22 protein-coding genes and 1 tRNA gene are annotated in these 20,360 nt (G+C 74.0%); 16 read left to right on the top strand and 7 right to left on the bottom strand.

The window, feature by feature from the left end; translation table 11 throughout:
- From K1J50_RS04795 to K1J50_RS04775, 5 genes are all read left to right on the top strand, one after another.
- A partial coding sequence (locus tag K1J50_RS04795; RefSeq protein ID WP_220116298.1) for a transposase occupies nucleotides 1-309 on the top strand: 309 nt, incomplete at its 5' end.
- Between the two features lie 27 nt (nucleotides 310-336).
- Complete coding sequence (locus tag K1J50_RS04790; RefSeq protein WP_220116297.1) at nucleotides 337-1,068, top strand: hypothetical protein; 732 nt, start codon at nucleotides 337-339, stop codon at nucleotides 1,066-1,068.
- Nucleotides 1,069-1,075: 7 nt separating this feature from the next.
- Nucleotides 1,076-1,765 carry a hypothetical protein gene (locus K1J50_RS04785; RefSeq protein WP_220116296.1) on the top strand — a complete coding sequence of 230 codons (690 nt, stop codon included), beginning with the start codon at nucleotides 1,076-1,078 and terminating at the stop codon, nucleotides 1,763-1,765.
- Nucleotides 1,766-1,830: 65 nt separating this feature from the next.
- A complete protein-coding gene (locus K1J50_RS04780) occupies nucleotides 1,831-2,034 on the top strand; it encodes a DUF29 family protein (RefSeq protein ID WP_220116295.1) in 204 nt (67 codons plus the stop codon).
- An 86-nt stretch (nucleotides 2,035-2,120) separates the two neighbouring features.
- Nucleotides 2,121-2,318, top strand: coding sequence for a hypothetical protein (locus K1J50_RS04775; protein WP_220116294.1), 198 nt, complete (start codon nucleotides 2,121-2,123; stop codon nucleotides 2,316-2,318).
- 78 nt (nucleotides 2,319-2,396) lie between these two features.
- On the opposite strand, the gene K1J50_RS04770 is transcribed toward K1J50_RS04775, so the two are convergent.
- Together K1J50_RS04770 and K1J50_RS04765 are read right to left on the bottom strand one after the other, a co-directional pair.
- Nucleotides 2,397-2,948: an MFS transporter gene (locus K1J50_RS04770; protein WP_220116293.1), complete on the bottom strand. Its 552-nt coding sequence runs from the start codon at nucleotides 2,946-2,948 to the stop codon at nucleotides 2,397-2,399.
- The gene (locus K1J50_RS04765) at nucleotides 2,885-3,607 is read right to left on the bottom strand and encodes an MFS transporter (RefSeq protein WP_220116292.1); all 723 of its coding nucleotides are present in this window, start codon (nucleotides 3,605-3,607) and stop codon (nucleotides 2,885-2,887) included. The genes K1J50_RS04770 and K1J50_RS04765 overlap by 64 nt, the downstream gene beginning before the upstream one ends.
- Nucleotides 3,608-3,885: 278 nt before the next feature.
- Between K1J50_RS04765 and atpH the strand changes: the two genes are divergently transcribed.
- The 8 genes from atpH to K1J50_RS04725 all read left to right on the top strand — a co-directional run bounded on the left by atpH (nucleotide 3,886) and on the right by K1J50_RS04725 (nucleotide 10,742).
- A complete protein-coding gene (gene atpH / locus K1J50_RS04760; RefSeq protein WP_220116291.1) occupies nucleotides 3,886-4,491 on the top strand; it encodes an ATP synthase F1 subunit delta in 606 nt (201 codons plus the stop codon).
- 1 nt (nucleotide 4,492) lies between these two features.
- Nucleotides 4,493-6,028 (top strand): F0F1 ATP synthase subunit alpha, encoded by a 1,536-nt coding sequence (gene atpA, locus K1J50_RS04755; RefSeq protein ID WP_220116290.1) that lies wholly within the window; start codon nucleotides 4,493-4,495, stop codon nucleotides 6,026-6,028.
- 24 nt (nucleotides 6,029-6,052) lie between these two features.
- The gene (locus tag K1J50_RS04750; RefSeq protein WP_220116289.1) at nucleotides 6,053-6,955 is read left to right on the top strand and encodes a F0F1 ATP synthase subunit gamma; all 903 of its coding nucleotides are present in this window, start codon (nucleotides 6,053-6,055) and stop codon (nucleotides 6,953-6,955) included.
- Between the two features lie 13 nt (nucleotides 6,956-6,968).
- Nucleotides 6,969-8,399: a F0F1 ATP synthase subunit beta gene (gene atpD, locus K1J50_RS04745; RefSeq protein ID WP_220116288.1), complete on the top strand. Its 1,431-nt coding sequence runs from the start codon at nucleotides 6,969-6,971 to the stop codon at nucleotides 8,397-8,399.
- 1 nt (nucleotide 8,400) lies between these two features.
- Entirely contained in the window at nucleotides 8,401-8,820 is a 420-nt protein-coding gene (gene atpC, locus K1J50_RS04740; protein ID WP_220116287.1) for an ATP synthase F1 subunit epsilon, read from the top strand.
- A 183-nt stretch (nucleotides 8,821-9,003) separates the two neighbouring features.
- On the top strand, nucleotides 9,004-9,882 hold the full coding sequence (locus K1J50_RS04735) for a ferritin-like domain-containing protein (RefSeq protein ID WP_220116286.1): 879 nt from the start codon (nucleotides 9,004-9,006) through the stop codon (nucleotides 9,880-9,882).
- 190 nt (nucleotides 9,883-10,072) lie between these two features.
- Nucleotides 10,073-10,474, top strand: a complete 402-nt coding sequence (locus K1J50_RS04730) for a hypothetical protein (RefSeq protein ID WP_220116285.1) — start codon at nucleotides 10,073-10,075, stop codon at nucleotides 10,472-10,474.
- An 88-nt stretch (nucleotides 10,475-10,562) separates the two neighbouring features.
- A complete protein-coding gene (locus K1J50_RS04725) occupies nucleotides 10,563-10,742 on the top strand; it encodes a hypothetical protein (protein ID WP_220116284.1) in 180 nt (59 codons plus the stop codon).
- 569 nt (nucleotides 10,743-11,311) lie between these two features.
- On the opposite strand, the gene K1J50_RS04720 is transcribed toward K1J50_RS04725, so the two are convergent.
- Nucleotides 11,312-11,393, bottom strand: a tRNA-Leu gene (locus tag K1J50_RS04720).
- A gap of 401 nt (nucleotides 11,394-11,794) precedes the next feature.
- On the opposite strand from K1J50_RS04720, the gene K1J50_RS04715 reads away from it, so the two are divergent.
- On the top strand, nucleotides 11,795-12,493 hold the full coding sequence (locus K1J50_RS04715) for a hypothetical protein (RefSeq protein WP_220116283.1): 699 nt from the start codon (nucleotides 11,795-11,797) through the stop codon (nucleotides 12,491-12,493).
- A gap of 418 nt (nucleotides 12,494-12,911) precedes the next feature.
- The gene (locus tag K1J50_RS04710; RefSeq protein ID WP_220116282.1) at nucleotides 12,912-13,790 is read left to right on the top strand and encodes an MBL fold metallo-hydrolase; all 879 of its coding nucleotides are present in this window, start codon (nucleotides 12,912-12,914) and stop codon (nucleotides 13,788-13,790) included.
- 73 nt (nucleotides 13,791-13,863) lie between these two features.
- Here the strand turns inward: K1J50_RS04710 and K1J50_RS04705 are convergent, their stop codons facing one another.
- From K1J50_RS04705 to K1J50_RS04690, 4 genes are all read right to left on the bottom strand, one after another.
- Nucleotides 13,864-14,493, bottom strand: coding sequence for a DNA-3-methyladenine glycosylase family protein (locus K1J50_RS04705; RefSeq protein WP_220116281.1), 630 nt, complete (start codon nucleotides 14,491-14,493; stop codon nucleotides 13,864-13,866).
- Nucleotides 14,493-15,476: a Bug family tripartite tricarboxylate transporter substrate binding protein gene (locus K1J50_RS04700; protein ID WP_220116280.1), complete on the bottom strand. Its 984-nt coding sequence runs from the start codon at nucleotides 15,474-15,476 to the stop codon at nucleotides 14,493-14,495. The genes K1J50_RS04705 and K1J50_RS04700 overlap by 1 nt, the downstream gene beginning before the upstream one ends.
- Before the next feature lie 251 nt (nucleotides 15,477-15,727).
- Nucleotides 15,728-17,134 (bottom strand): L-lactate permease, encoded by a 1,407-nt coding sequence (locus K1J50_RS04695; protein ID WP_220116279.1) that lies wholly within the window; start codon nucleotides 17,132-17,134, stop codon nucleotides 15,728-15,730.
- Nucleotides 17,135-17,772: 638 nt separating this feature from the next.
- Nucleotides 17,773-18,930 carry a M20/M25/M40 family metallo-hydrolase gene (locus tag K1J50_RS04690; RefSeq protein ID WP_220116278.1) on the bottom strand — a complete coding sequence of 386 codons (1,158 nt, stop codon included), beginning with the start codon at nucleotides 18,928-18,930 and terminating at the stop codon, nucleotides 17,773-17,775.
- A gap of 173 nt (nucleotides 18,931-19,103) precedes the next feature.
- On the opposite strand from K1J50_RS04690, the gene K1J50_RS04685 reads away from it, so the two are divergent.
- Nucleotides 19,104-20,066 (top strand): TauD/TfdA family dioxygenase, encoded by a 963-nt coding sequence (locus tag K1J50_RS04685; protein WP_220116277.1) that lies wholly within the window; start codon nucleotides 19,104-19,106, stop codon nucleotides 20,064-20,066.
- Nucleotides 20,067-20,360: the final 294 nt, after the last annotated feature.

Genomic DNA, 20,360 nt, shown 5'->3' with positions numbered 1-20,360 from the left:
CTGCCGCCAGCCCGCGAGCCGATCGCCGACCGCGGCTACGACGGCGCCCGCTTCCGCGCCGCCTTGCAAAACCGCGGCATCACGCCCTGCATCCCTTCGACGCGCTCGCGCAAGCGGCCCATCCCGCACGACCCCGCGCTCTACCGCCAGCGCCACCGTATCGAGATCATGTTCGGCCGGCCGAAAGACTGGCACCGCATCGCCAGGCGTCACGACCGCTGCGCGCACACCTTCTTCGCAGCCATCACGCCGGCCGCCACCGTCACCTTCTGGCTCGGGCATCGAGCCCCGAGCCTAGGTGGCGCTTGATTTTCCACCCCCCGTTACGATTTGCCAATGGCACAGACGCTGGCACGGCGAGTCCATCGCATCGGCAAGCCCAACAAGCTGCATGATGATGTCCTGACGGGCCTGCTGTTCGAACCGCTCGATTACATGCCGCCCGAGGAGGCGGGACGCTGCCTTGCGCTCCTTCTGCCTGAGCGCGAGGCGGATGCAGCGATCGAGCTGGAGCGCCTTCTGCTCTGGCCGCGCGACGAAGAGGCGGGGAACATTCCTGACCTAATCGCCGACGGCCGCAGGAACGGCGCGCGCTTCCGGCTGATCCTCGAGGTGAAGCACGGCGGCGGTGCACTGCGCTCCGGCCAGGCGGCGGAGCAGTGGCGGAACTTCCGCCGCGTCGGTCCGGGGTGGGAGACGATGCACGTCATCCTCGCCGACCATTACCTACGGCAGAAGCGGGCGCTGGACAAGGACGACGAGACCCGCGCCGGCGACCCCGATCTTGCCGGATGGGCGGAGCGACGTTCGGTGCTGCTGTGGTCGGAGCTGGCCGCGCGCGCCGCACGGCACGCAGCAGCCGGGCAGACTCCGGCGGAGCGTTGGTGCCGGCACGTAGCCACGGCGCTGCGCCGGGTCGGGCACGTGCCATTCGACGGCTTCAGTGTCCTGTGGCGTCGGCGGCTGGCGACGATCTGCAAGGGCTATCTGTTCTTCGATCAACGCCGGCATTTCCGCCGGCCGCGCAAGGGTCCCCGGTTCAGGGCGCCGATCTTCTGGCAGGGATGAGAGGGGGATGTTCATGTCCAGCGAGGAATCCGTGCTGCTCGAAGCCGTGCGGATCGTCCGCGAAGTCGGCGTTGAGACGAACGCGTTGTTCGAAGCGTTGGAGAAGGAGCTGGGCGGGAAGCCGGGTGACCGACGGGTTGCCTTCGGCGAGAGCGAGTGGGACGGAACGTACGACAGCGGCGAATACGTTTGCGATAGCACCTGGATCACGTTCCCAGCATACGAGAACCGGGCCGGAAGGGGGTCGAGGCGGCGTGTCGGGAAGCTTTCGATCCTGCTCGATTTCGGACGTCCGGAAGGCTTGGCGGAAAGCCTCGGTTATCCTTGCGCGGTCGTGGCCTGGGGCCTGCCTGGAAGGGGCATGGGCTGGGACTTCCACACGAATGGCAACTGGAAGTGGCCGCCGAGCCGCGCCGAGATCGCGCTGATTGCCGAACGGGCGTTTGTATGGATCGGCGATCCTGAAGAGGAAAAGGAATGGCTCAAGGAGCCACCGGTTGAGGCCGAGTGGTTCTACGTGGTTCCGCTCCTCGACCTGAAGCACCTCGACGCGGCGAAGCGGCTACTGCTCGACCCGGCCTGGGCCCTGCTTTCGATGGATACCGGTGCCGATATCTCGGACGCGTTCATGGAGGCGCCCGAGGTCACGCGCTTCACCTGGAACCCCACCGAGGGGCCACCTCAGCCGATCCGCTGACGCCCCTTCCCGGTGGCGCCCAACCGCGACGCCGCCTAGCTTCCGCGTCGGAGCATCGCCGCCCCATGCCCGACGACCTCTACCACCGCGACATCCTCGCCTGGTCCCGCGCCCAGGCCGACCGGCTGCGCCGCGTCGCCGCCGGCGAGCGGGTCAACGACGTGGACTGGGAGCAGGTGATCGAGGAGGTGGAGGACGTGGGCAAGAGCCAGCTCGAAGCGGTGCGCTCGCTCCTCGCCCTTGCCATCGAGCCCGCGCTGAAGGCGTAGCCTGGCCGGAGCATGTGGCGGCGCGAAAGTGGCGCAACGAGGCGGCAAGCTTCCTCGGCTAGGCCCGGCGCAAGTACCAGCCCGGCATGGCCCGGCACCTCGACATCGAGGACCTGTACGCCGACGCGCTCGCCGTCGTCCGCTCACTTGACATGCGCCGCCTGCCGCGCCGCCTGCCGGAGGCGATCACGTTGCTCCCCTCCGACCTCGCCGATCGCGGCTTCGGCCCCGATCAGCTGATCGCGCGCATCCGCGATGCCCTGCCGCAAGGGGAACGGGACTGAGCCGAATCGCGCGGCCTGAGCCTGGGGCATCTTCGCGGTGGGCCGCCTGATGTCTGCGCCCGCGCCCCCCGGCGGCCCTCACCGCCTCCCTCTCCCCGTCCGCCGCCCCGCCAGGACCACGAGCGCCGCCACCGCTTGGCACGCCGCCGCTGCAGGCACCGCGCCGTCCCCCAGCGCCTCGCGCAGGGCGCCGAAGGCGGCCGAGGCGAAGGCGTAGAAGGCCTGGTTCGCCGCCGCCACCAGCGCCACCGTGCGCGCGACCAGGGCCGGCGGGAATTCCGCCTGGACGATCACCGGCGGCAGCGACACGAGGTTGCCGAGCCCGAGCCCGAACAACGCGCAGCCCAGCAGCAGCGGCACCGAACCGGCCGGCAGAGCGGCGAGCAGCGCCGCCATGCCGCCGATCTGCACCGCGAGGCTCAGCGCCGAGGCCACCCGCGCCGCTCCCGGACGCAGCAACGCGCCGAGCGCCGTCCGCCCCAGCACGCCGCACACCGTCAGCAGGCTGACCGCGCCACCGGCGCCGGCCTCGCCCAGCGCCGGAACCAGCAGCGAGAAGAGCTGCGTCACCAGCCCGAGCTGGGCGAAGAGCGCGACGGCGAAGGCCAGGCCCAGCGTGATGAAGCGCACATCGCGAACCGGCGCGCCGCCCCGCGGCGGCGCGCGCGCGGCACGCGGAAGGGGCGGCGCCTCTCCCCGTCCGGATGCAGGCCGAGTGCGGCGGGCTGCGGCCGGAAGAACCGGCCGGCGAGCGGCCCGGAGCACCAGCGCCGCCAGCGCATCCACCACGGCGACCGCGGCCAGGAAGCGTGCCCCGCGATCAGCGCCGCCCAGAGCGGAGTGAACAGCGCGCCGCCCGCGCTCGCCCCGTTGTAGGCAAGCGCAAGCGCCGCCGGGCGGCGCCGCTCGAACCAGGGCGCAACCACGGCATTCACCGCGACCCCGCCGGTCGCCGCCCATCCGGCCCCCGTCACCGGCGCGGCGAGGAAGAGCCGCCATGGCTCCGCGGCGAGGGCCCAGCCGAGCAGGCCGCGCGCGCGGGCCATCGCCCCCGCCCGCGTCACCGCCGCCACGCCGAAGCGGGGATGGGCGGCGGGCAGCCGGGCGATCACCGCCGTGCCGGAAACGAAGTGCCAGGCGATCGCGGCCGAAACGACCGCCACGGGCCAGCCCCGCTCCGTACGCAGCGCGTGCAGGAAGACCGCAGGGCCGCAAGAGCCGATGCCCCAGCCGAAGACGGCGAGGACGAAGGCCGCCGCGACCACCTTCCAGCCGAAGAAGACGCGCACGACGCTCTCCGCCTCCGCCTGTCCGCCTGCGCCCGGGTAGCCTAGCGGGCGGCGGAAGGCCGCGCTTCGGCGCTCCGCGAAGCGCGGCGCCCGACGGCCTCCTGGGCGGCCTCCCGCTCCGCGCCCGGAGGGGCAGGCGCGGCGGGGGAAGGTCGGTTGCGATGCACCTAACGCTATGGTAAGGGCGCGCCGCCGTCCGGGGGACCCTCGCGCGCAGCCCTCGCGCGGCCCGTTGTCTCCCCCGAGCGCCGCCGAAACGAACAGGACCGGGAACACCCGTGGCCTCCGCCGCAGAGAGCATCGCTTCCGCCTCGCCCCACCCGCCCAACCCGACCGGCCTCGCCGCGCGCTATGCGCTGGCGCTGCTTGCGCTCGCCGACGAGAGGCGGCCGGCGGAGCCCGGGATCGCCGACCGCATTGCCGCCGACCTCGAGCGGCTGTTCGCCCTCTGGCGCGACGACGCCGCCTTCCGCGCCTTCGTCGCCGACCCGCGCCTCGACGCCGCGGCGCAGCGCAGGGGCGCCTTCGCGGTCCTGGAGCGCGCCGGGATCGGCACCGAGGTGCGGAACCTGGTCGGGGTGCTGATCACCAACCGCCGCCTCGCCGCGCTGCCGCAGGTGGCGCAGGCCTTCGGCGCGCTGCTCGCGGAGCGGCGCGGCCAGCAGACCGCGGAGGTGACCTCCGCCCACCCGCTCACGGACACCCAGCGCGCCCAGATCGCCGCGCGGCTGACCGAGGCGGGCTTCGCCGGCGTGAAGCTGGTGGAGCACGTGGATCCGGGCATCCTGGGCGGGCTGATCGTCAGGATCGGCTCCCGCCTCTACGACAACTCGATCAAGTCAAAGCTGCAGCGCCTGCAGTACGCGATGAAGGGGGCCGCCTGAGATGGAGATCCGTCCCGCCGAGATCTCGGAGATCCTGAAGCAGCAGATCGCGGGCTTCGACACCGAGGCGAACGTCGCCGAGGTCGGCACCGTGCTCACCGTGGGCGACGGCATCGCGCGCTGCTACGGCCTGCAGAACGTGATGGCCGGCGAGATGGTGGAGTTCCCTGCCGCCGGGCTGCGCGGCATGGCGCTCAACCTCGAGGTGGACAACGTCGGCGTCGTCATCTTCGGCGACGACAAGGCGATCCGCGAGGGCGACACGGTGCAGCGCACCGGCTCGATCGTGGACGTCCCCGTCGGCAAGGGCCTGCTCGGGCGCGTCGTGGACGCGCTCGGCAACCCGATCGACGGCAAGGGCCCGATCCAGGCGACCGAACGCCGCCGCGTCGAGGTGAAGGCGCCGGGCATAATCCCCCGCCGCTCGGTGCACGAGCCGGTGCAGACCGGGATCAAGGCCATTGATGCCCTGATCCCGATCGGCCGCGGCCAGCGCGAGCTGATCATCGGCGACCGCCAGACCGGCAAGACCGCGGTGATCGTGGACACGATCATCAACCAGAAGGGCGTCAACGCCTCGGGCGACGAGAAGCAGAAGCTCTACTGCATCTACGTCGCGGTCGGGCAGAAGCGCTCGACGGTGGCGCAGCTCGTCAAGACGCTCGAGGAGAACGGCGCGATGGAGTACTCCATCGTCGTTGCCGCCACCGCCTCCGACCCGGCGCCGATGCAGTTCCTCGCCCCCTACTCCGGCTGCGCCATGGGCGAGTTCTTCCGCGACAACGGCATGCACGCGGTGATCTTCTACGACGACCTCTCGAAGCAGGCCGTCGCCTACCGCCAGATGTCGCTGCTGCTGCGCCGCCCCCCCGGGCGCGAGGCCTATCCCGGCGACGTGTTCTACCTCCATTCGCGCCTGCTCGAGCGCGCGGCGAAGATGAACGACGACCACGGCGCCGGCTCGCTCACCGCGCTGCCGGTGATCGAGACCCAGGCGGGCGACGTCTCGGCCTACATCCCGACCAACGTGATCTCGATCACCGACGGGCAGATCTTCCTGGAGACGGAGCTGTTCTACAAGGGCATCCGCCCGGCGGTGAACGTCGGCATCTCGGTCAGCCGCGTCGGCTCGGCGGCGCAGATCAAGGCGATGAAGCAGGTCGCCGGGCGCATCAAGCTCGAGCTCGCGCAGTACCGCGAGATGGCGGCCTTCGCGCAGTTCGCCTCCGACCTCGACGCCTCGACCCAGGCGCTGCTCGCGCGCGGCGCCCGGCTCACCGAGCTGCTCAAGCAGCCGCAGTACCGGCCGGTGCCGGTGGAGGAGCAGGTGGTGGCGATCTTCGCCGGCACCCGCGGCTACCTCGACCGGATCGAGACCACGAAGGTCGGCGAGTTCGAGCGGCGCATGATCTCCGAGATGAAGTCGCGCGCCCCCGGCATCCTGGAGGCGATCCGCACCGAAAAGGAGATCTCGAAGGACACCGAGGCGAAGCTCGTCTCCTTCCTCGACGACTTCGCCAAGTCCTTCGTGGCCTGAGCGGCAGGGCCGGGAAGCCGACCGATGCCCAGCCTGAAGGACCTGCGTTCGCGCATCAACTCGGTGAAGTCGACGCGCAAGATCACGCAGGCCATGAAGATGGTCGCGGCGGCGAAGCTGCGCCGCGCCCAGGCGCAGGCCGAGGCCGCGCGCCCCTATGCCGAACGGATGCAGCGCATGCTCGCCTCCCTCGGCGCCGCGGTGGCGAGCAGCCCGAGCGCGCCGCGCCTGCTCGTCGGGACGCGGCGCGACCGGGTGCACCTTCTCGTCGTCGTCACCGCCGATCGCGGCCTCGCCGGGCCGTTCAACAGCAATGTCGGCCGCTTCGCCCGCGCGCGCATCCGCGCGCTCGAGGCGGAGGGCAAGCAGGTCAAGCTGCTCACCGTCGGGCGCAAGGGCGCGACCTACCTCAAGCGCGAGTTCGCCAACCGCTTCGTCGGCGAGATCACGATGCTCGGCAAGAAGACGGTCGCCTTCAGCGACGCCGAGGAGATCGCCGGGCGCATCGCCGCGATGCTGGAGGAGGAGGCCTTCGACGCCTGCTCGCTGATCTACAACCGCTTCCGCAGCGTCGTCAGCCAGGTGCCGACCGAGCAGCGGCTGATCCCGGCGGCGGTGGAGGAGGAGCAGGCCCCCCGCACCGGCGCGCCCGGGGCGGACGGCGGGCCGCAGGCGCTCTACGAGTACGAGCCGACCGAGGCGGAGATCCTCAACCAGCTCCTGCCGCGCAACCTCGCCGTCCAGGTCTATCGCGCGCTGCTCGAATCCGCGGCCGGCTTCTACGGCAGCCAGATGACGGCGATGGACAACGCCACGCGCAACGCCGGCGAGATGATCGACCGGCTGACCCTGAACTACAACCGCACGCGCCAGGCCAACATCACCAAGGAGCTGATCGAGATCATCTCTGGGGCCGAGGCGGTCTGAAGGAACACGCGCCATGAAGAACAACGTCGGCAAGATCACCCAGGTCCTCGGCGCGGTCGTGGACGTGCAGTTCCCCGGAGAGCTGCCCGCCATCCTGAACGCGCTGCACACCAAGGTGGACAACCGCACCCTCGTCCTCGAGGTCGCGCAGCACCTCGGCGAGCGCACGGTGCGCTGCATCGCCATGGACACCACCGACGGCCTGGTGCGCGGCCAGGAGGTGGTGGACACCGGCGCCGGCATCACCGTGCCGGTCGGCCCCGAGACGCTCGGCCGCATCCTCAACGTCATCGGCGAGCCGATCGACGAGCGCGGCCCGGTGAACGCGAAGAAGCGCTACACCATCCACCGCGAGGCCCCGCCCTTCGAGGAGCAGGCCACCTCGGCCGAGATCCTGGTGACCGGCATCAAGGTCGTGGACCTGCTCGCCCCCTACCTCAAGGGCGGCAAGATCGGCCTGTTCGGCGGCGCCGGCGTCGGCAAGACGGTGCTGATCCAGGAGCTGATCAACAACATCGCCAAGGCGCACGGCGGCGTCTCGGTCTTCGCGGGCGTGGGCGAGCGCACGCGCGAGGGCAACGACCTCTACCACGAGATGATCGACGCCGGCGTCATCAAGCTGAACCCGGACGGCTCGACCGAAGGATCCAAGGTGGCGCTCGTCTACGGCCAGATGAACGAGCCGCCGGGCGCGCGCGCCCGCGTCGGCCTCACCGGCCTCTCGCTCGCGGAGTACTTCCGCGACGAGCAGGGCCAGGACGTGCTGTTCTTCGTGGACAACATCTTCCGTTTCACCCAGGCGGGCGCCGAGGTCTCCGCGCTCCTCGGCCGCATCCCCTCGGCGGTCGGCTACCAGCCGACGCTGGCGACCGACATGGGCGCGCTGCAGGAGCGGATCACCTCCACGAAGAAGGGCTCGATCACCTCGGTGCAGGCGATCTACGTGCCGGCCGACGACCTGACCGACCCGGCGCCGGCCACCTCCTTCGCCCACCTCGACGCCACCACGGTGCTCTCGCGCCAGATCGCCGAGCTCGGCATCTACCCGGCGGTGGACCCGCTCGACTCCACCTCCCGCGCCCTCGACCCGCGGATCGTCGGCGAGGAGCACTACCGGGTGGCGCGCGAGGTGCAGCGCATCCTGCAGACCTACAAGTCGCTGCAGGACATCATCGCCATCCTCGGCATGGACGAGCTGTCGGAGGAGGACAAGCTGATCGTGGCGCGCGCGCGCAAGATCCAGCGCTTCCTCTCCCAGCCCTTCCACGTCGCCGAGGTCTTCACCGGCACGCCGGGCGTGTTCGTCAAGCTCGAGGACACGATCCGCTCCTTCGCGGGCATCGTGGCCGGCGAGTACGACCACCTTCCGGAGGCCGCCTTCTACATGGTCGGCACCATCGAGGAGGCGGTGAAGAAGGGCGAGACGCTGAAGGCGGCCGCGTGAGATGGCCGGGGGCACCTTCCGCTTCGAGCTCGTCTCCCCGGCGCGGCTGCTGCTCAGCCGCGACGTCGAGATGGCGGTGATCCCCTCGGCCGAGGGCGAGATGGGCGTGCTGGCCGGCCACGCGCCGATGATCGTTGCGCTGCGCGGCGGCGTGATCCGCGTGCGCGAGAACGGGCAGGAGACGGAGCGCCTCTTCGTCGCCGGCGGCTTTGCCGAGGTGACGCCGGCGCGCTGCACGGTGCTCGCCGACGAGGCGACGCCGGTCGCCACCCTCTCGCGCTCCGCCGCCGAGGAGCGGCTGCGCGAGGCCGAGGCGGCGCTCGCCGCGCTGCCCGCCGATGCCGCGCCGGAGCGGCGCGACGCGGCGATGGCGCGCCTCCTCTCCGCCCGCGCCATGCGGGAGGCCGCCGAGGCCGCCTGACGCCAATCCTCGCCGCGCCCGCGCAGCGGCGGGCGTGGCGCGGACGCCACGCCGGCGGGTCGCCGGCCCGAACGGCTTGAAACGCGCCGCCGCCCGCAGAACATTGGCACTGCTGCGGGCGGCGGTTTCCTTCTCGGCGCGCCCGCGCGCTGGACCGCCACGGCAGCGAAGGCAGGCTCGGTCATGAAGCACTGGCGCATCGAGCAGGTCGCCTGGGACCGGTTCGACCCCTCCCGGGTCGATCCGGAGATCGTCCCGCTGGTGAAGGCCGCCGCCATGGTCGAGAAGAACGGCGGCGACTACGCGCTCTACCTCAACGGCGTGTTCCGCGACGACCCGGATTTCCGCCAGGCCGCGGACTACTGGGCGACCGAGGAGATCCAGCACGGCGACGCGCTCGGCCGCTGGGCCATGCTCGCCGATCCGTCCTGGGATTTCGATGCCGCCTTCCGGCGCTACCGCGAGGGCTTCCGGATCGACATCCACGCCGACGCCTCGATCCGCGGCAGCCGCACCGGCGAGCTGATCGCGCGCTGCATGGTCGAGACCGGCACCTCCTCCTACTACACCGCCCTCGGCGAGGCGACGGAGGAGCCGGTGCTCAAGGAGATCTGCCGGCTGATCGCGGCGGACGAGTACCGCCACTTCAAGCTCTTCTACGACCACATGAAGCGGTACCTCGCGCGCGAGAACCTCTCCTTCCTCGAGCGCCTGCGCGTCGCCGCCGGCCGCATCGGCGAATCGGAGGACGACGAGCTCGCCTACGCCTACCACTGCGGCAACGAGCCGGAGAGCGTCGGCTACGACCACGACCGCTGCATCGCCTCCTACATGGCGCGCGCGATGGGCTACTACCGCTACCACCATGTCGAGCGCGGCATGGGCATGATCTTCAAGGCGGTCGGCCTGCCGCCGCGCGGCCGCCTCTCGCAGGTCGCCGCGCGCGGCGCCTGGCGCCTGCTGCAATGGCGCTACGGGCGCTACCGCCGGACGATCGCCCGCGCGGCCGACGCCGGGTCGGGCCCGGCCGCGCGGCCCGGCGCGTTCCGCGCCGCCGCCTGACCCGCCCGGCAAGCCGGCACGCGCCGACCCTTCGCCCCCGCTGCAGGCCGCAAGCGCCTCGGCAGGGTCGGCGGCCCGTGCGCACTGTGGCCGTGCAACGGCGTCCCGCGCGCGCTCGACATGCCGCACCCCGCGGCCTGGGCGCACCGAGCCCTTGCCCTTGCAGGCGTTCCGCGGCGAGGGTCGCCCCATGCATTCCGGCGCGCATCCCGGCGAGGAGCCTTCTTCCCAGGCGTCGGCCGCCGGGCCGAGGCCCCTATGGGGGCGGGGTGCGGTCGCCGGCGCGCTGGCGGCCGTCCTGGCGCTCACCCTGATCAATCTCGTGGCGCTGCCCGCCCTGCCCGTGCTCCTGCCGCCGACGATCGCCTTCCTGGTGCTGATCTGCGCCGCCGGACCGGCAATCGAGGAAGCCTGCAAATACGCCGCCTTCCGCCTCACTGTGCGGCACTGGCACCAGGGCTGGCGGTCCTATTGGGCGCTGGGCCTGACCTTCGGAGTGCTCGAGGCCATGCTCAAGCTCGCCCCGGCGGAGCCGCAGCAGCACGGACCGCCCCCGAAGGGACCGTTCCTCTCCAGCTGGCCGGGGCCGTGACCTCGCTGCTGACGCACACCGCGCTGGGCGGCGCCGTGGCCACGACACAGGCCGGGCGGCCGCCCTGCTCCTCGCCACCGCGCTGCACATGGCCTTCAATTCGCTCGCCACCCTTGCGATCGTCGCGCTCGAGGCGGTGGCGGGGAAGATGGGGGCGCAGCTCGGCGTCTGGATCGCGCTGCTGCTGGCCCTCGGCCTGCTGCTGGTGACACTGGCCCCAGGCGGCCGTCGGCAGCCCCTCGCCGCGCTCGGCCGCCAGGGCGCCTGAGGCGGCGGCAGCGATCACGGGGCCGCCACGCTCCCCCATGCGCCGCACCGGCGGAGGGATCCCGGCGGCCTGCCGCTCGCCGAAGACCACCGGGCGCGGCGCAGGGAGGGCCAGCGATCGCGCGCGCCGCTTCAGCACCCCGACGGGCCGGGTCGGGCAGGGACGCGTTTGCCGATCGGCGACGCCGATGGCGGGGCCGTCCCGGGCTTGGTCGCCCGCCGCAGCGCCGGGCGCCGATCGAGAGAAGCCGCCCTCGCGGCGCCGTCGCAGGCATCGCCCACCGGTGGCAATCGGCTCGCAGGCGCACCGGGAAGGCCGACGTAGCCACGAGAATGCCGGGCGCGGCGCCAACCCGATCCGCGCCGCCGTGTTGAGCGCAGCGGGCACGCTCCGCTGGTGCGGGGGCGGCGTTGCATGGCGGCGCAGGGCGGCCCGATCGGGCATCGCATCGCCACCCTGCGCCCCGGCCCGCCTCTCCCGGCGGGATCGTTGGGAGTGCAAAGCCGGCCTATCGCGCCTGCGATGCGGACATTCCCCCGATGCCGGCGCTACCCGCGGGAAGACAGGAGTGCCCGCCGGGGGACTCGAACCCCCACGCCCCGAGGGCTGCGGATTTTAAGTCCGCTGCGTCTGCCATTCCGCCAGGCGGGCCCGGCCGGAGCCTCCCTCTCGTTAGAGCGGATCGCGGGCGGCTGGAAACAGCGGCAGGCGCAGATCCGCCCGTCGGCCACCGCGCCGGAGCTGTCGCCGCGCGCACGGCCGAGCGCACTCGGCTCGCACCGGTCCAGGCGGCCAGGGGCGGGGGCGGCAGCGACAGCCGGCGGCGAAAGCGCGGCACGTTGTCCGCGGCGCCGGGCCGAATCCGCATGGCGCCCAGGTCACATCCCGGTGAAACGGCACCGCATGCGGGGCGCTGTGGCGCGTCCTCGCGACCGGCGGCCCAGGGGGTTCCTCCCTCTCCCCCACCCTCCCGGTGCAGCCATGCGCGGGGCTGCGCGTTTGCTCCTGGACCCCCGACCGCGTCGGGGGGGAGGGGAGCGGAGGACCAACCGATGGAGATCGCCCTGCTTCGCTTGCAGCGCGCCCTGGATCGCGTCGAGCTCGTCAGCGGTCTTGGCGTCCCGGGCCGCGAACAGATGTGCATCATGGCGCTCGTCGCCTGCCTCGCAGGCGAGGGCCACACCGATCAGCCGCGAACCGCCTCGCCGCTGATCCGGGCCTTCGCCATCCCGGTCAACGACGAGATGCCGGACGCGATGCGCCAGCGCCTGAAGCCCTTCGCGCCGCGCATCATCGGCACCAACGACGGCCGCGACGCCGAGCGTGCCGATCTGCTGCGCGCGGGCCTGGCCGGGCAGATCCTGCCGCGCGCCCGGCGGCGCTATGGGCCGGCACCGATCGAGGCGCGCCATCCTCTCCGTCTCCTCGACCAGGTCTGGCACCGCATGCGGCGCGGCGAGATCCGTCGGCGCATCGACCGCCTGGTCGAGCAGTCCGAGCGCGGCCTGCGCCCAGGCCAGGAGGTCCAGCTCGCGGCCGCGGCTGGTCGGCTGCTCGCGCTCTGCGCGCGCGACGCCTCCGACCCCCGCGAGGCGGATTGGTACTGGACGACGGCGATCTCGCTGCTCGACCGGATGTGCGAGGTGGGCGCGGAGGCGCGGCCGCTCCCGCAGATCCGCGCCGACCGGATCGAGGCGCTGGGCCCGGTCGCCCATCGCCTGGCGGCGAGTGGCGCCACCGCGGGCGGCTGACCGCGGCAAGGCGGCTGGCCGCCTTCCGCGCCCCCTCCCCGGGGCGGCGGCCGCGGCGCGCGGAGGCGCTTTCGCACGTGCCGCATCCCGCCGCCGGCGGCGGTCTTGCCCTCCGCCGGCCGGGCCCGGTTCTGGTGTGGCAGGAGCGTGTTCCCGGCTTCGCGCGGTGCGGCCGGCGGGGTCCGGCGGGGACGATCCCCCTCCCGCACGCCGCCCCTGCCCGGCCCGGGCTAGGCGGCCCGCGCGGCGGCAGGGGCGCCAGCCGCGGCGTCGCCGGCCGCCCTTTTCCCGCCGACGTTCCCCGCCCCGCGGACGCCGGAGCTGCGCCGCCCGGCAGCCAGCCCATCCGCGCTTCCGCCGATGCGGATGACGCGCCCGCGCGGTCGCGGCATCATGGCGGCGAGCGGAAGGAGCGGCCATGCGCACCGGCATCACCATCGGCGACGTCACCATCACCAGCATCGTCGAGCGCGACGGCCCCTGGCGCACGCCGGAGGCGATGTTCCCGGCCTACGACCCGGAGATCGGCCGCCGCCACCTGGCCGAGATGGACCCCTTCGTCTTCGACCCCGCCTCCGGCCGCATGGTCATCACCTACCAGACCTTCGTCGTCCGCACCCCGCGCCACACCATCCTGGTCGACACCTGCACCGGCGAGGACAAGGGCTACGCCCCGCCGTTCGACTTCCCGAAGCGGCCCTGGCTCGACGGCTTCGCCGCGCAGGGCCTGCGCTTCGAGGACATCGACTACGTCTTCTGCACCCACCTGCACATCGACCATTGCGGCTGGAACACGCGCCTCGTGAACGGCCGCTGGGTGCCGACCTTCCCGAAGGCGAAGTACGTCTTCCACAAGCGCGAATACGCCTTCTGGGAGGCCGCCACCGCGCGCGGCGAGAACCCGCCCGGCGAGGTGTGGCGGATGAACTGCCTGCCCGTGGTCGAGGCCGGCCAGGCATTGCTGGTGGACGACGACTTCGCCCTCGACGACACGGTGACGCTGACACCGACGCCGGGCCACTCGCCCTGCCATTGCTGCGTCAACATCCGCTCGCGCGGGCAGCACGCGGTCGTCACCGGCGACCTGATGCACCACGCGCTGCAGTGCCGCGAGCCGGACTGGTCCACCGTGTTCGACTGGGACCCGGCGCTGGCGGCGCAGTCGCGGCGCCGCTTCCTGAGCGCAACGGCGGGCACCGCCACGATCGTGCTGCCGATCCATTTCCCCGCGCCCACCGCCGGGCGCATCGAGGCCGACGGAACCGAGCGGTTCCGCTACCGCTTCCTGAAGCCCTAGCGGGAATCGCGGAGGGGGCCGGGAACGGGGGCACAGCGCCCGTCGCCGCGCGCACGGGCGGGTGGACACGCTCCTAGCGAGACGGGACTTGGCCGCGCCGCGCCGCCTCGGCGGCGCGCCAGAGATACCAGGCGGCGGTGGTGCGGAAGGGCGCCCAGGCCTCGCCGATCGCGGCGAGGACGCGCGGTCTGGGCTGCGCCGCGAGGCCGGCGGCGACGCGCCAGCCCTCGCGCACGCCGAAATCGTCCACCGGCAGCACGTCCGGCCGGCCGAGGGTGAAGATCAGCAGCATCTCCACCGTCCAACGTCCGACGCCGCGGATGGCGACGAGGCGCTCGATCAGCGCCGCGTCGGAGAGGCGGGCGGCGCTGCGGCGCGTCGGGACGACGCCGGCGGCGGCCTTCTCGGCGATGTCGCGGATCGCGGCGACCTTGCTCGCGGAGAAGCCGCAGGCGCGGAGCGTCTCGGCGGAGGTCGCCAGCACCATTCCGGGCGTCGGGAAGGGGACGCCGGGGTAGAGGGCGAGGAAGCGGCCGAGGATCGCCTCCGCCGCGCGGCCGTGCACCTGCTGGTGGGCGATGGCGCGCACCAGCGCCTCGTAGGGCTCGCGCCGCACCGGCTTGAGCGTGCACGGGCCGACGGCGCGGATCACCGGCCGCAGCACCGGGTCGCGCCGGAGGTGCCGGAGCGCCTCCGGGGTCATCAGTCGGCGCGCAAGCCCACCTCGCGCGCGATGCGCATCCAGTGCGCCTGATCCTCGCGCAGCCAGCGCTGGAGGTCGGCGGTGGGGACGAGCAGCGGCTCGGTGTGGTTGTCGCGCAGCCGCTGCAGCATCGCCGCATCCATCGAGGCGTTGAAGGCGGCCTGCAGCTTCTCGAGCACGGCGGGCGGCACGCGGGACTGGGTGAAGATGCCGGTCCAGACGCTGAGATGATAGCCCGGCACCCCCGCCTCCTCCATGGTCGGCACCTCGGGCAGCGAGGAGAGGCGGCGGCGGGTGGTGACGGCGAGGGCGCGCACGGCCCCCGCGCGGACATGCGCGGTGGAGGTGGCGGAGGCGTCGAACAGCAGGTCGAGGTCGCCCGCGAGCATCGCCGTCACCGCGGGGGAGGAGCCGCGGTAGGGGACGTGGGTGAACGCGATCCCCGCCATGCGCGCGAACATCGCCTGCGAGAGATGGGAGGAGGAGCCGTTGCCGACCGAGCCGAAGAGCAGCTCGCCGGGCCTGCGCTTCGCGCGCTCGATCACCTGGGCGACCGAGGCGGCGTCGAAGCGGCGGGGATTGCAGACCAGCACGTTCGGCATGTCGGAGATCGTGCCGACGCCGACGAAGTCGCGCACCGGATCGAGCCGCGCGTCGGGGTAGATCACCGGGTTGACGCCGTGCGTCGCCATGGTGCCGAGGAACAGGGTGTGGCCGTCCGGCTCGGCCTGCGCGGCGGCGATGGCGCCGATGTTGCCGCCGGCACCGGGGCGGTTCTCGACCACCACCGGCTGGCCGAGATGCCTGCCCATCGGCTCGGCGACCAGGCGGCCCATGATGTCGGTGACGCCGCCCGGCGGGTAGGGGACGATCAGACGCAGCGGCCGGACGGGGAAGGCGACGGCGGCGCGCACGACGGCGGGGGCGGCGAGCAGGGGCGGCAGGGCGGCGAGGACGCTGCGGCGACGGAAACGCGGGGCCATGACGGACGTCTCTTCCTGACAAGGGCGACCCGGCCGGGGCGGACCGCGGACGGCCGAAGGCGGCCGGAAGCGCGAGTCCGCGCGGCACGCGAGGGACCGAACCGGAGGCGCGGCCCGGCCGGACGGGAACGGCTCTAGAGCGGATCGCCGACGGCTGTAAACAGGCCGGAGCGTGAATCCGCTCGACACGCAACAGGCCGGCGCCGTTGCCGCGCGCGCAGCCGGGCGGGAACGGCCCTGGCGCGGCGCCGTCAGGCCAGCAACCACAGCCAGGCCCAGCCGATCGCGACCACCGCGAGCAGCGAAGGGGCGAGCAGGCGCCACAGCTGCACCGGCCGCGTGCCGTCGGCGAGCAGGCCGCAGATCAGCGCGGTGACGGCGAAGCTCATGCCCGCGCCGGCGGCGCCGGCGAAATTGTGCAGGCCGGGGGCGAGCCACTCCGGCAGCCCGGCAGCGCGGCCGAGCCCCGCCTGCACTGTCATCAGCGCCGCATTGGAGCCGACGTTGCTGCCGGTGACGAGGCCGGAGAGCAGGCCGAGCGGCGGCACGGCATAGGGGGCGAGCGGGCCGAGCGCCGCTGCCGCCGCCTCGGCGAGCGCAGCCGCGGCGCCGCTGCCGGCGAGCAGCCGTGCCAGCACGACATAGAGCAGCATGGCGAGCGCCGGCCGGCCGGCGCGGCGCAGCGCGCCGAGCGCGGCGCGCGCCGGATGCGCCCGGCCGAGGAGGAGGGCCCCGGAAACCAGCCACAGCACCACCGCGACATGGGTCAGGGGGACGCCCGGCAGGTCCGCCCAGGGCCGCAGCGCCGGCGCGCCGGGGATGGCGCGCGCCGCGAGCAGCGCCGCGGTCAGCGCGAGATAGGGCGCGATCGCGGCCAGCGCCCGGCGCCACTCCGCGGCGTCGCGCGGCGGGTCGAGGCGCCAGAGCGTCCAGAGCAGCGGCAGGCCGGCGGCGAGGATGCCGGCGACCTCGAACGGCAGGACGTGGTTGCCGGTCACGAGGATCGCCGCCATCGCGCCGAGCAGGCCGAGCTGCGCCGCCTTCTCGCGCGGCGTCACCGCGATGCGCGCGGCGGCGCAGAGGCGCCACAGTACGGGGCCGAGCAGCAGCAGCCAGAGCGCGTTCGGCCAGGCCGCGACCTGGGCGATGGTCTGCGCCGGCAGGCCGACCAGGGCCGCCCCGAGCGCGGTGCCGGGGCCGAGCCCGCCCCAGGGCACGGTGCTGAGCGAGAGCAGCGCCATCGCGCCGGCGACCGGGCCGCCGAGCCCCATGCCGCGCAGCGCGGCGAGCGCGAACACGGCGCCGACCGCGAAGCCGGTGACGCTTTCGAGGAAATTGCCGCCGAGCAGCGTCGCAGCGAAGACGCGGCGCGCGGAGGGGACGGCGCCGCCGGCGGGGGCGGCGGCATCGCGCGCGACGGCGGCGTGGAACAGCAGCCCGCCCGCCACCACGCCGATCGGCTGCGCCGCGAGGAAGGCCCCGCGCAGCGTCTCCTCGGCGAGGAAGGCGGCGCCCGAGGCCTCCGGAGACAGCGAGAGCAGCGCCGCCGGCACGGCGAGGGCCAGCGCGGCGAGGCAGGCCGGAACCGGCCCCGCCCGTCCGGAGACGAGCAGGCCGACCAGCAGCACGAGCGGCGCGGCTTGCAGCAGGAGGAGCACGGCGGCCTGCATGCTCGCCGCAAGCGCGCGCGGCCGCCAGGGGTGGCGGACGCATGCCACCTCCGCCTGCCGGCGGTGCGCCGATCTGGCCCAGCGGCGGACCGATCAGCGCGATCCCATGCCGCAGGCAGGCGCGGGCGAGGGCCGCGGCCTGCCCGGGCGTGGGCGGACCGGCCGAAGCCGCGCACCAGGCCTTCGAAGTCGCCGCCCCGCAGGCGGGTGAGCCAGCGCGCGCCGCCGGCGGGTTGCGTGCGGCGGATGTGCGCCACGCCCTTCGGCGCGAGGAGCGCGTCGCCGGCGCCGGCGACGCGGAAGCGGCGTCCGCCCCTGAGGATGGGGAACACCTCGTCCTCGGTGCGGTGGGTGTGCAGCGGCGGCGAATTGCCGTGCCGGGCGCGGTGCCCGCGCACGGCGATCCCATCCGCGCCTTCGTCTGGCGGATGCGGACGACGACCCGGTGCCGAGGAATCGGCGAGGCCCGGGCGAGGCGTTGCCGGCGGGCGTGGCGGCGACCCCTTCCGGCAGGCGGGCTTCGGATGGTTCCCGCCCCCGCCGCGCCGTCCGGCACCGGCCGGTCGAAAGGCCTCGCGCCGCGCCGGCGGCGAGGGGGCGGGCGCGGCCGGCGGCCGGGCCGCGGATCACTCCGCCGCGGCCAGGAGCCCCGCGAACAGCCGCGCGCGCGGCACCAGGCTGTCCACCAGGATGTGCTCCTCGAGCGTGTGCGCGCCGGCGCCGGCCACGCCGAGGCCGTCCAGTGTCGGGATGCCCAGCGCGCCGGTGAAGTTGCCGTCCGAGCCGCCCCCGCTGCTCTCGTGCCCGATGTCGAAGCCGATGCGGTTGGCGATGCCGCGCGCCAGGCGGTAGAGCGCCATCACCCGCTCGTCCGGCTCCCAGACCGGGCGGGTGACGCCGCGCGTCACCTCGAGCGTCACGTCCGGGTTCGTGCTCCTCAGCGCCAGCATGCGCGCCACGCCCGCGTCCAGGTCGGCCTGGCGCTTGGCCATCGAGAGCGCCTCCGCCTCGCAGTGCGTGGCGACGCAGTTCACCCACTGGCCGCCGCGGATGACGCCGACCGAGAAGGTGCAGTCCTCGGTAGTCATCGCCTCGATGGCGAGGACCTGCCTGCACATCTCGCGGATCGCGCTGCGGCCCTCGGCGAGGCGGGCGCCGGCGTGGCTCGGGCGGCCGGTGGTGCGCAGGTTGAAGCGGGCGATGGCGTAGCGGCCGGTGACCACGCCGCCGCCCGGACGCGCCGGCTCGGGCACGAGCACGACCTTGTGGCGCGCGGCCTCCGCCTCGATCAGGTCGCGCGTCGAGGGGCTGCCCGCCTCCTCGTCGCTGGTCAGCAGCACGGTGACGGGAAGCGGCGTGGCGAGGCCGGCGCGCCGGAGCTGGCGGATCGCCTCGACGGCGATGTAGGTGCCGCTCTTCATGTCGAGGATCGCGGGGCCGTAGCAGCGGTTGCCGTCGCGCCGGATCGGCAGCCTCTCCAGGGTGCCGAGGGGGTGCACGGTGTCGAGGTGGGCGAGCACCAGCACGCCCGGCGCACCCTCCGGCGCGGCGTGCGGGAAGCGCGCGCGGACGCAGCCGGCGAACCCCATGCGCCCGGGGATGCGCTCGATCCGGGCGCCGAGCATGGCGAGGTCGCGCGCCGCCAGATCGAGCATCCGCTCCACCGCCGCGGCGTCGAAGGTCGGGCTCTCGCAGGCGACCCAGCGGCAGAGGCCGGCGAGCATCTCCTCCTGGTCGAAGGGCAGGTCCAGGACGGCGGCGACGGGGTCGGCGGCGGGTGGCATCGTGGCGGTTCTCTCCGGTCGCAGGCACGGGAAGGCTGCGCGCGCGGCGGCGCCGCGGCAAGGGGGCGCGGGGAGCGCCGCCGCATCCCTCCCCGCGACGGCTGCGGCGGCGCCGGACGAGGACCGCGCCAAGCCCCTCCTCACGGGGATGTCGAGGCTGCTAGGGTTCGTCCATGTCGTCCTCCCTCGGCACCTCCGGGGCGCGGCTGCGCCTCGTTCCGCAGGCCGGGCCCGCGCTCTGGGGCGCGGACGGCCTCTCGCCTTCGGACTGGATGATCCCGCTCGGCCAGGAGGCGGGGGAGGAGCTCGAGGCCGCGCTCGCCGCACTGCTCGGCCGGCGCCCGGAACGGGCGACGGACGTGCCGCTGCCCACCCTCGCCCCGCTGATCGCCGATCTGCGCGCGCGGCTCGAGCATGGGCGGGGCTTCGCGCTGCTGCGCGGGCTGCCCTTCGACCGCCACGGCGCGGCCGGGGCGGAGACGCTGCTGCTCGCGCTCGGCCTGCACCTCGGCACGGTGCTGCCGGAGGATCTGGCCGCGGCGGGCGGGCCGGTGAGCCACCTCGCCAGCGTGCCGGAGAAGGGCGCCGCAGCGGCGCCGTTCCATGCCGATCCCTGCGATGCGGTGCTGCTGCTGTGCCTGCGTCAGCCGCCGGCCTCGGGCGCGTCGGCGCTGATCTCGGCGATGGCGGTGCACAACGCGCTGCTGAGGCGCGACCGCGCCGCGCTCGAGACGCTCTACCGGCCGCTGCCGCACCGCGCGGCGGACGGCACGGTGGCGTTGCGGCCCGTGTTCGCCCTCGCCGGCGGGGCGTTCAGCGCGCGCTACGACCGCCTGGCGATCGAGGCCGCGGTCGCTGCCGGCGCCTCCCCGCTGGAGGCGGGGCAGAGCGCCGCGCTCGAGGCGCTGGACGCGGCCTGCGCCGATCCGGCGCTGGCGGTGCGCCTCGAGACGCGTCCGGGCGACCTGCTCTGCTTCAACCCGCAGCTGGTCTGGAAGCGCGGCCTTTCCGCGGCGGGGCGCGCGGGCGAGGCGACGGAACGGACGCGGGAATTCCTGCGCCTGCGGCTTCTGACCGAGAATTCCCGCACGGCGGCGGCCGCGCAGACGCCTCCTCCCGCAGCCTGGCAAGGCTAGGGCGTAGGCACGCGGGGGCCGGGTCCTGCCGTCTGCGCTCCGCTCGGGAGTCTGCGCCTGGGTCGCGGTCTCGCCCCGGGGCGAGAGGGCGGTCTGCGACAACCCGCGGGACGAGCCGCCTGCGGGAGTGCTCGCCGCTGCACCGGCCCACCTGCCGCCGCCTTCGCCGGACGGAGACGCGACCGCGCAGCTCTGCCCCGCGCGCGCACCGCACCCGCGCGGCCACGCCCAGAGACGGCGGGGCCGCGCGTAGCGCGCCCGCCCGTGGCCTCGCCGCCGCGCCGCCCCGCGCAG

The organism is Caldovatus aquaticus (genome assembly GCF_019458025.1).
GTDB classification, from domain to species: domain Bacteria; phylum Pseudomonadota; class Alphaproteobacteria; order Acetobacterales; family Acetobacteraceae; genus Caldovatus; species Caldovatus aquaticus.
The sequence above is the reverse complement of the archived record's forward strand: the minus strand, read 5'-3'. Positions and strand labels throughout refer to the sequence as shown.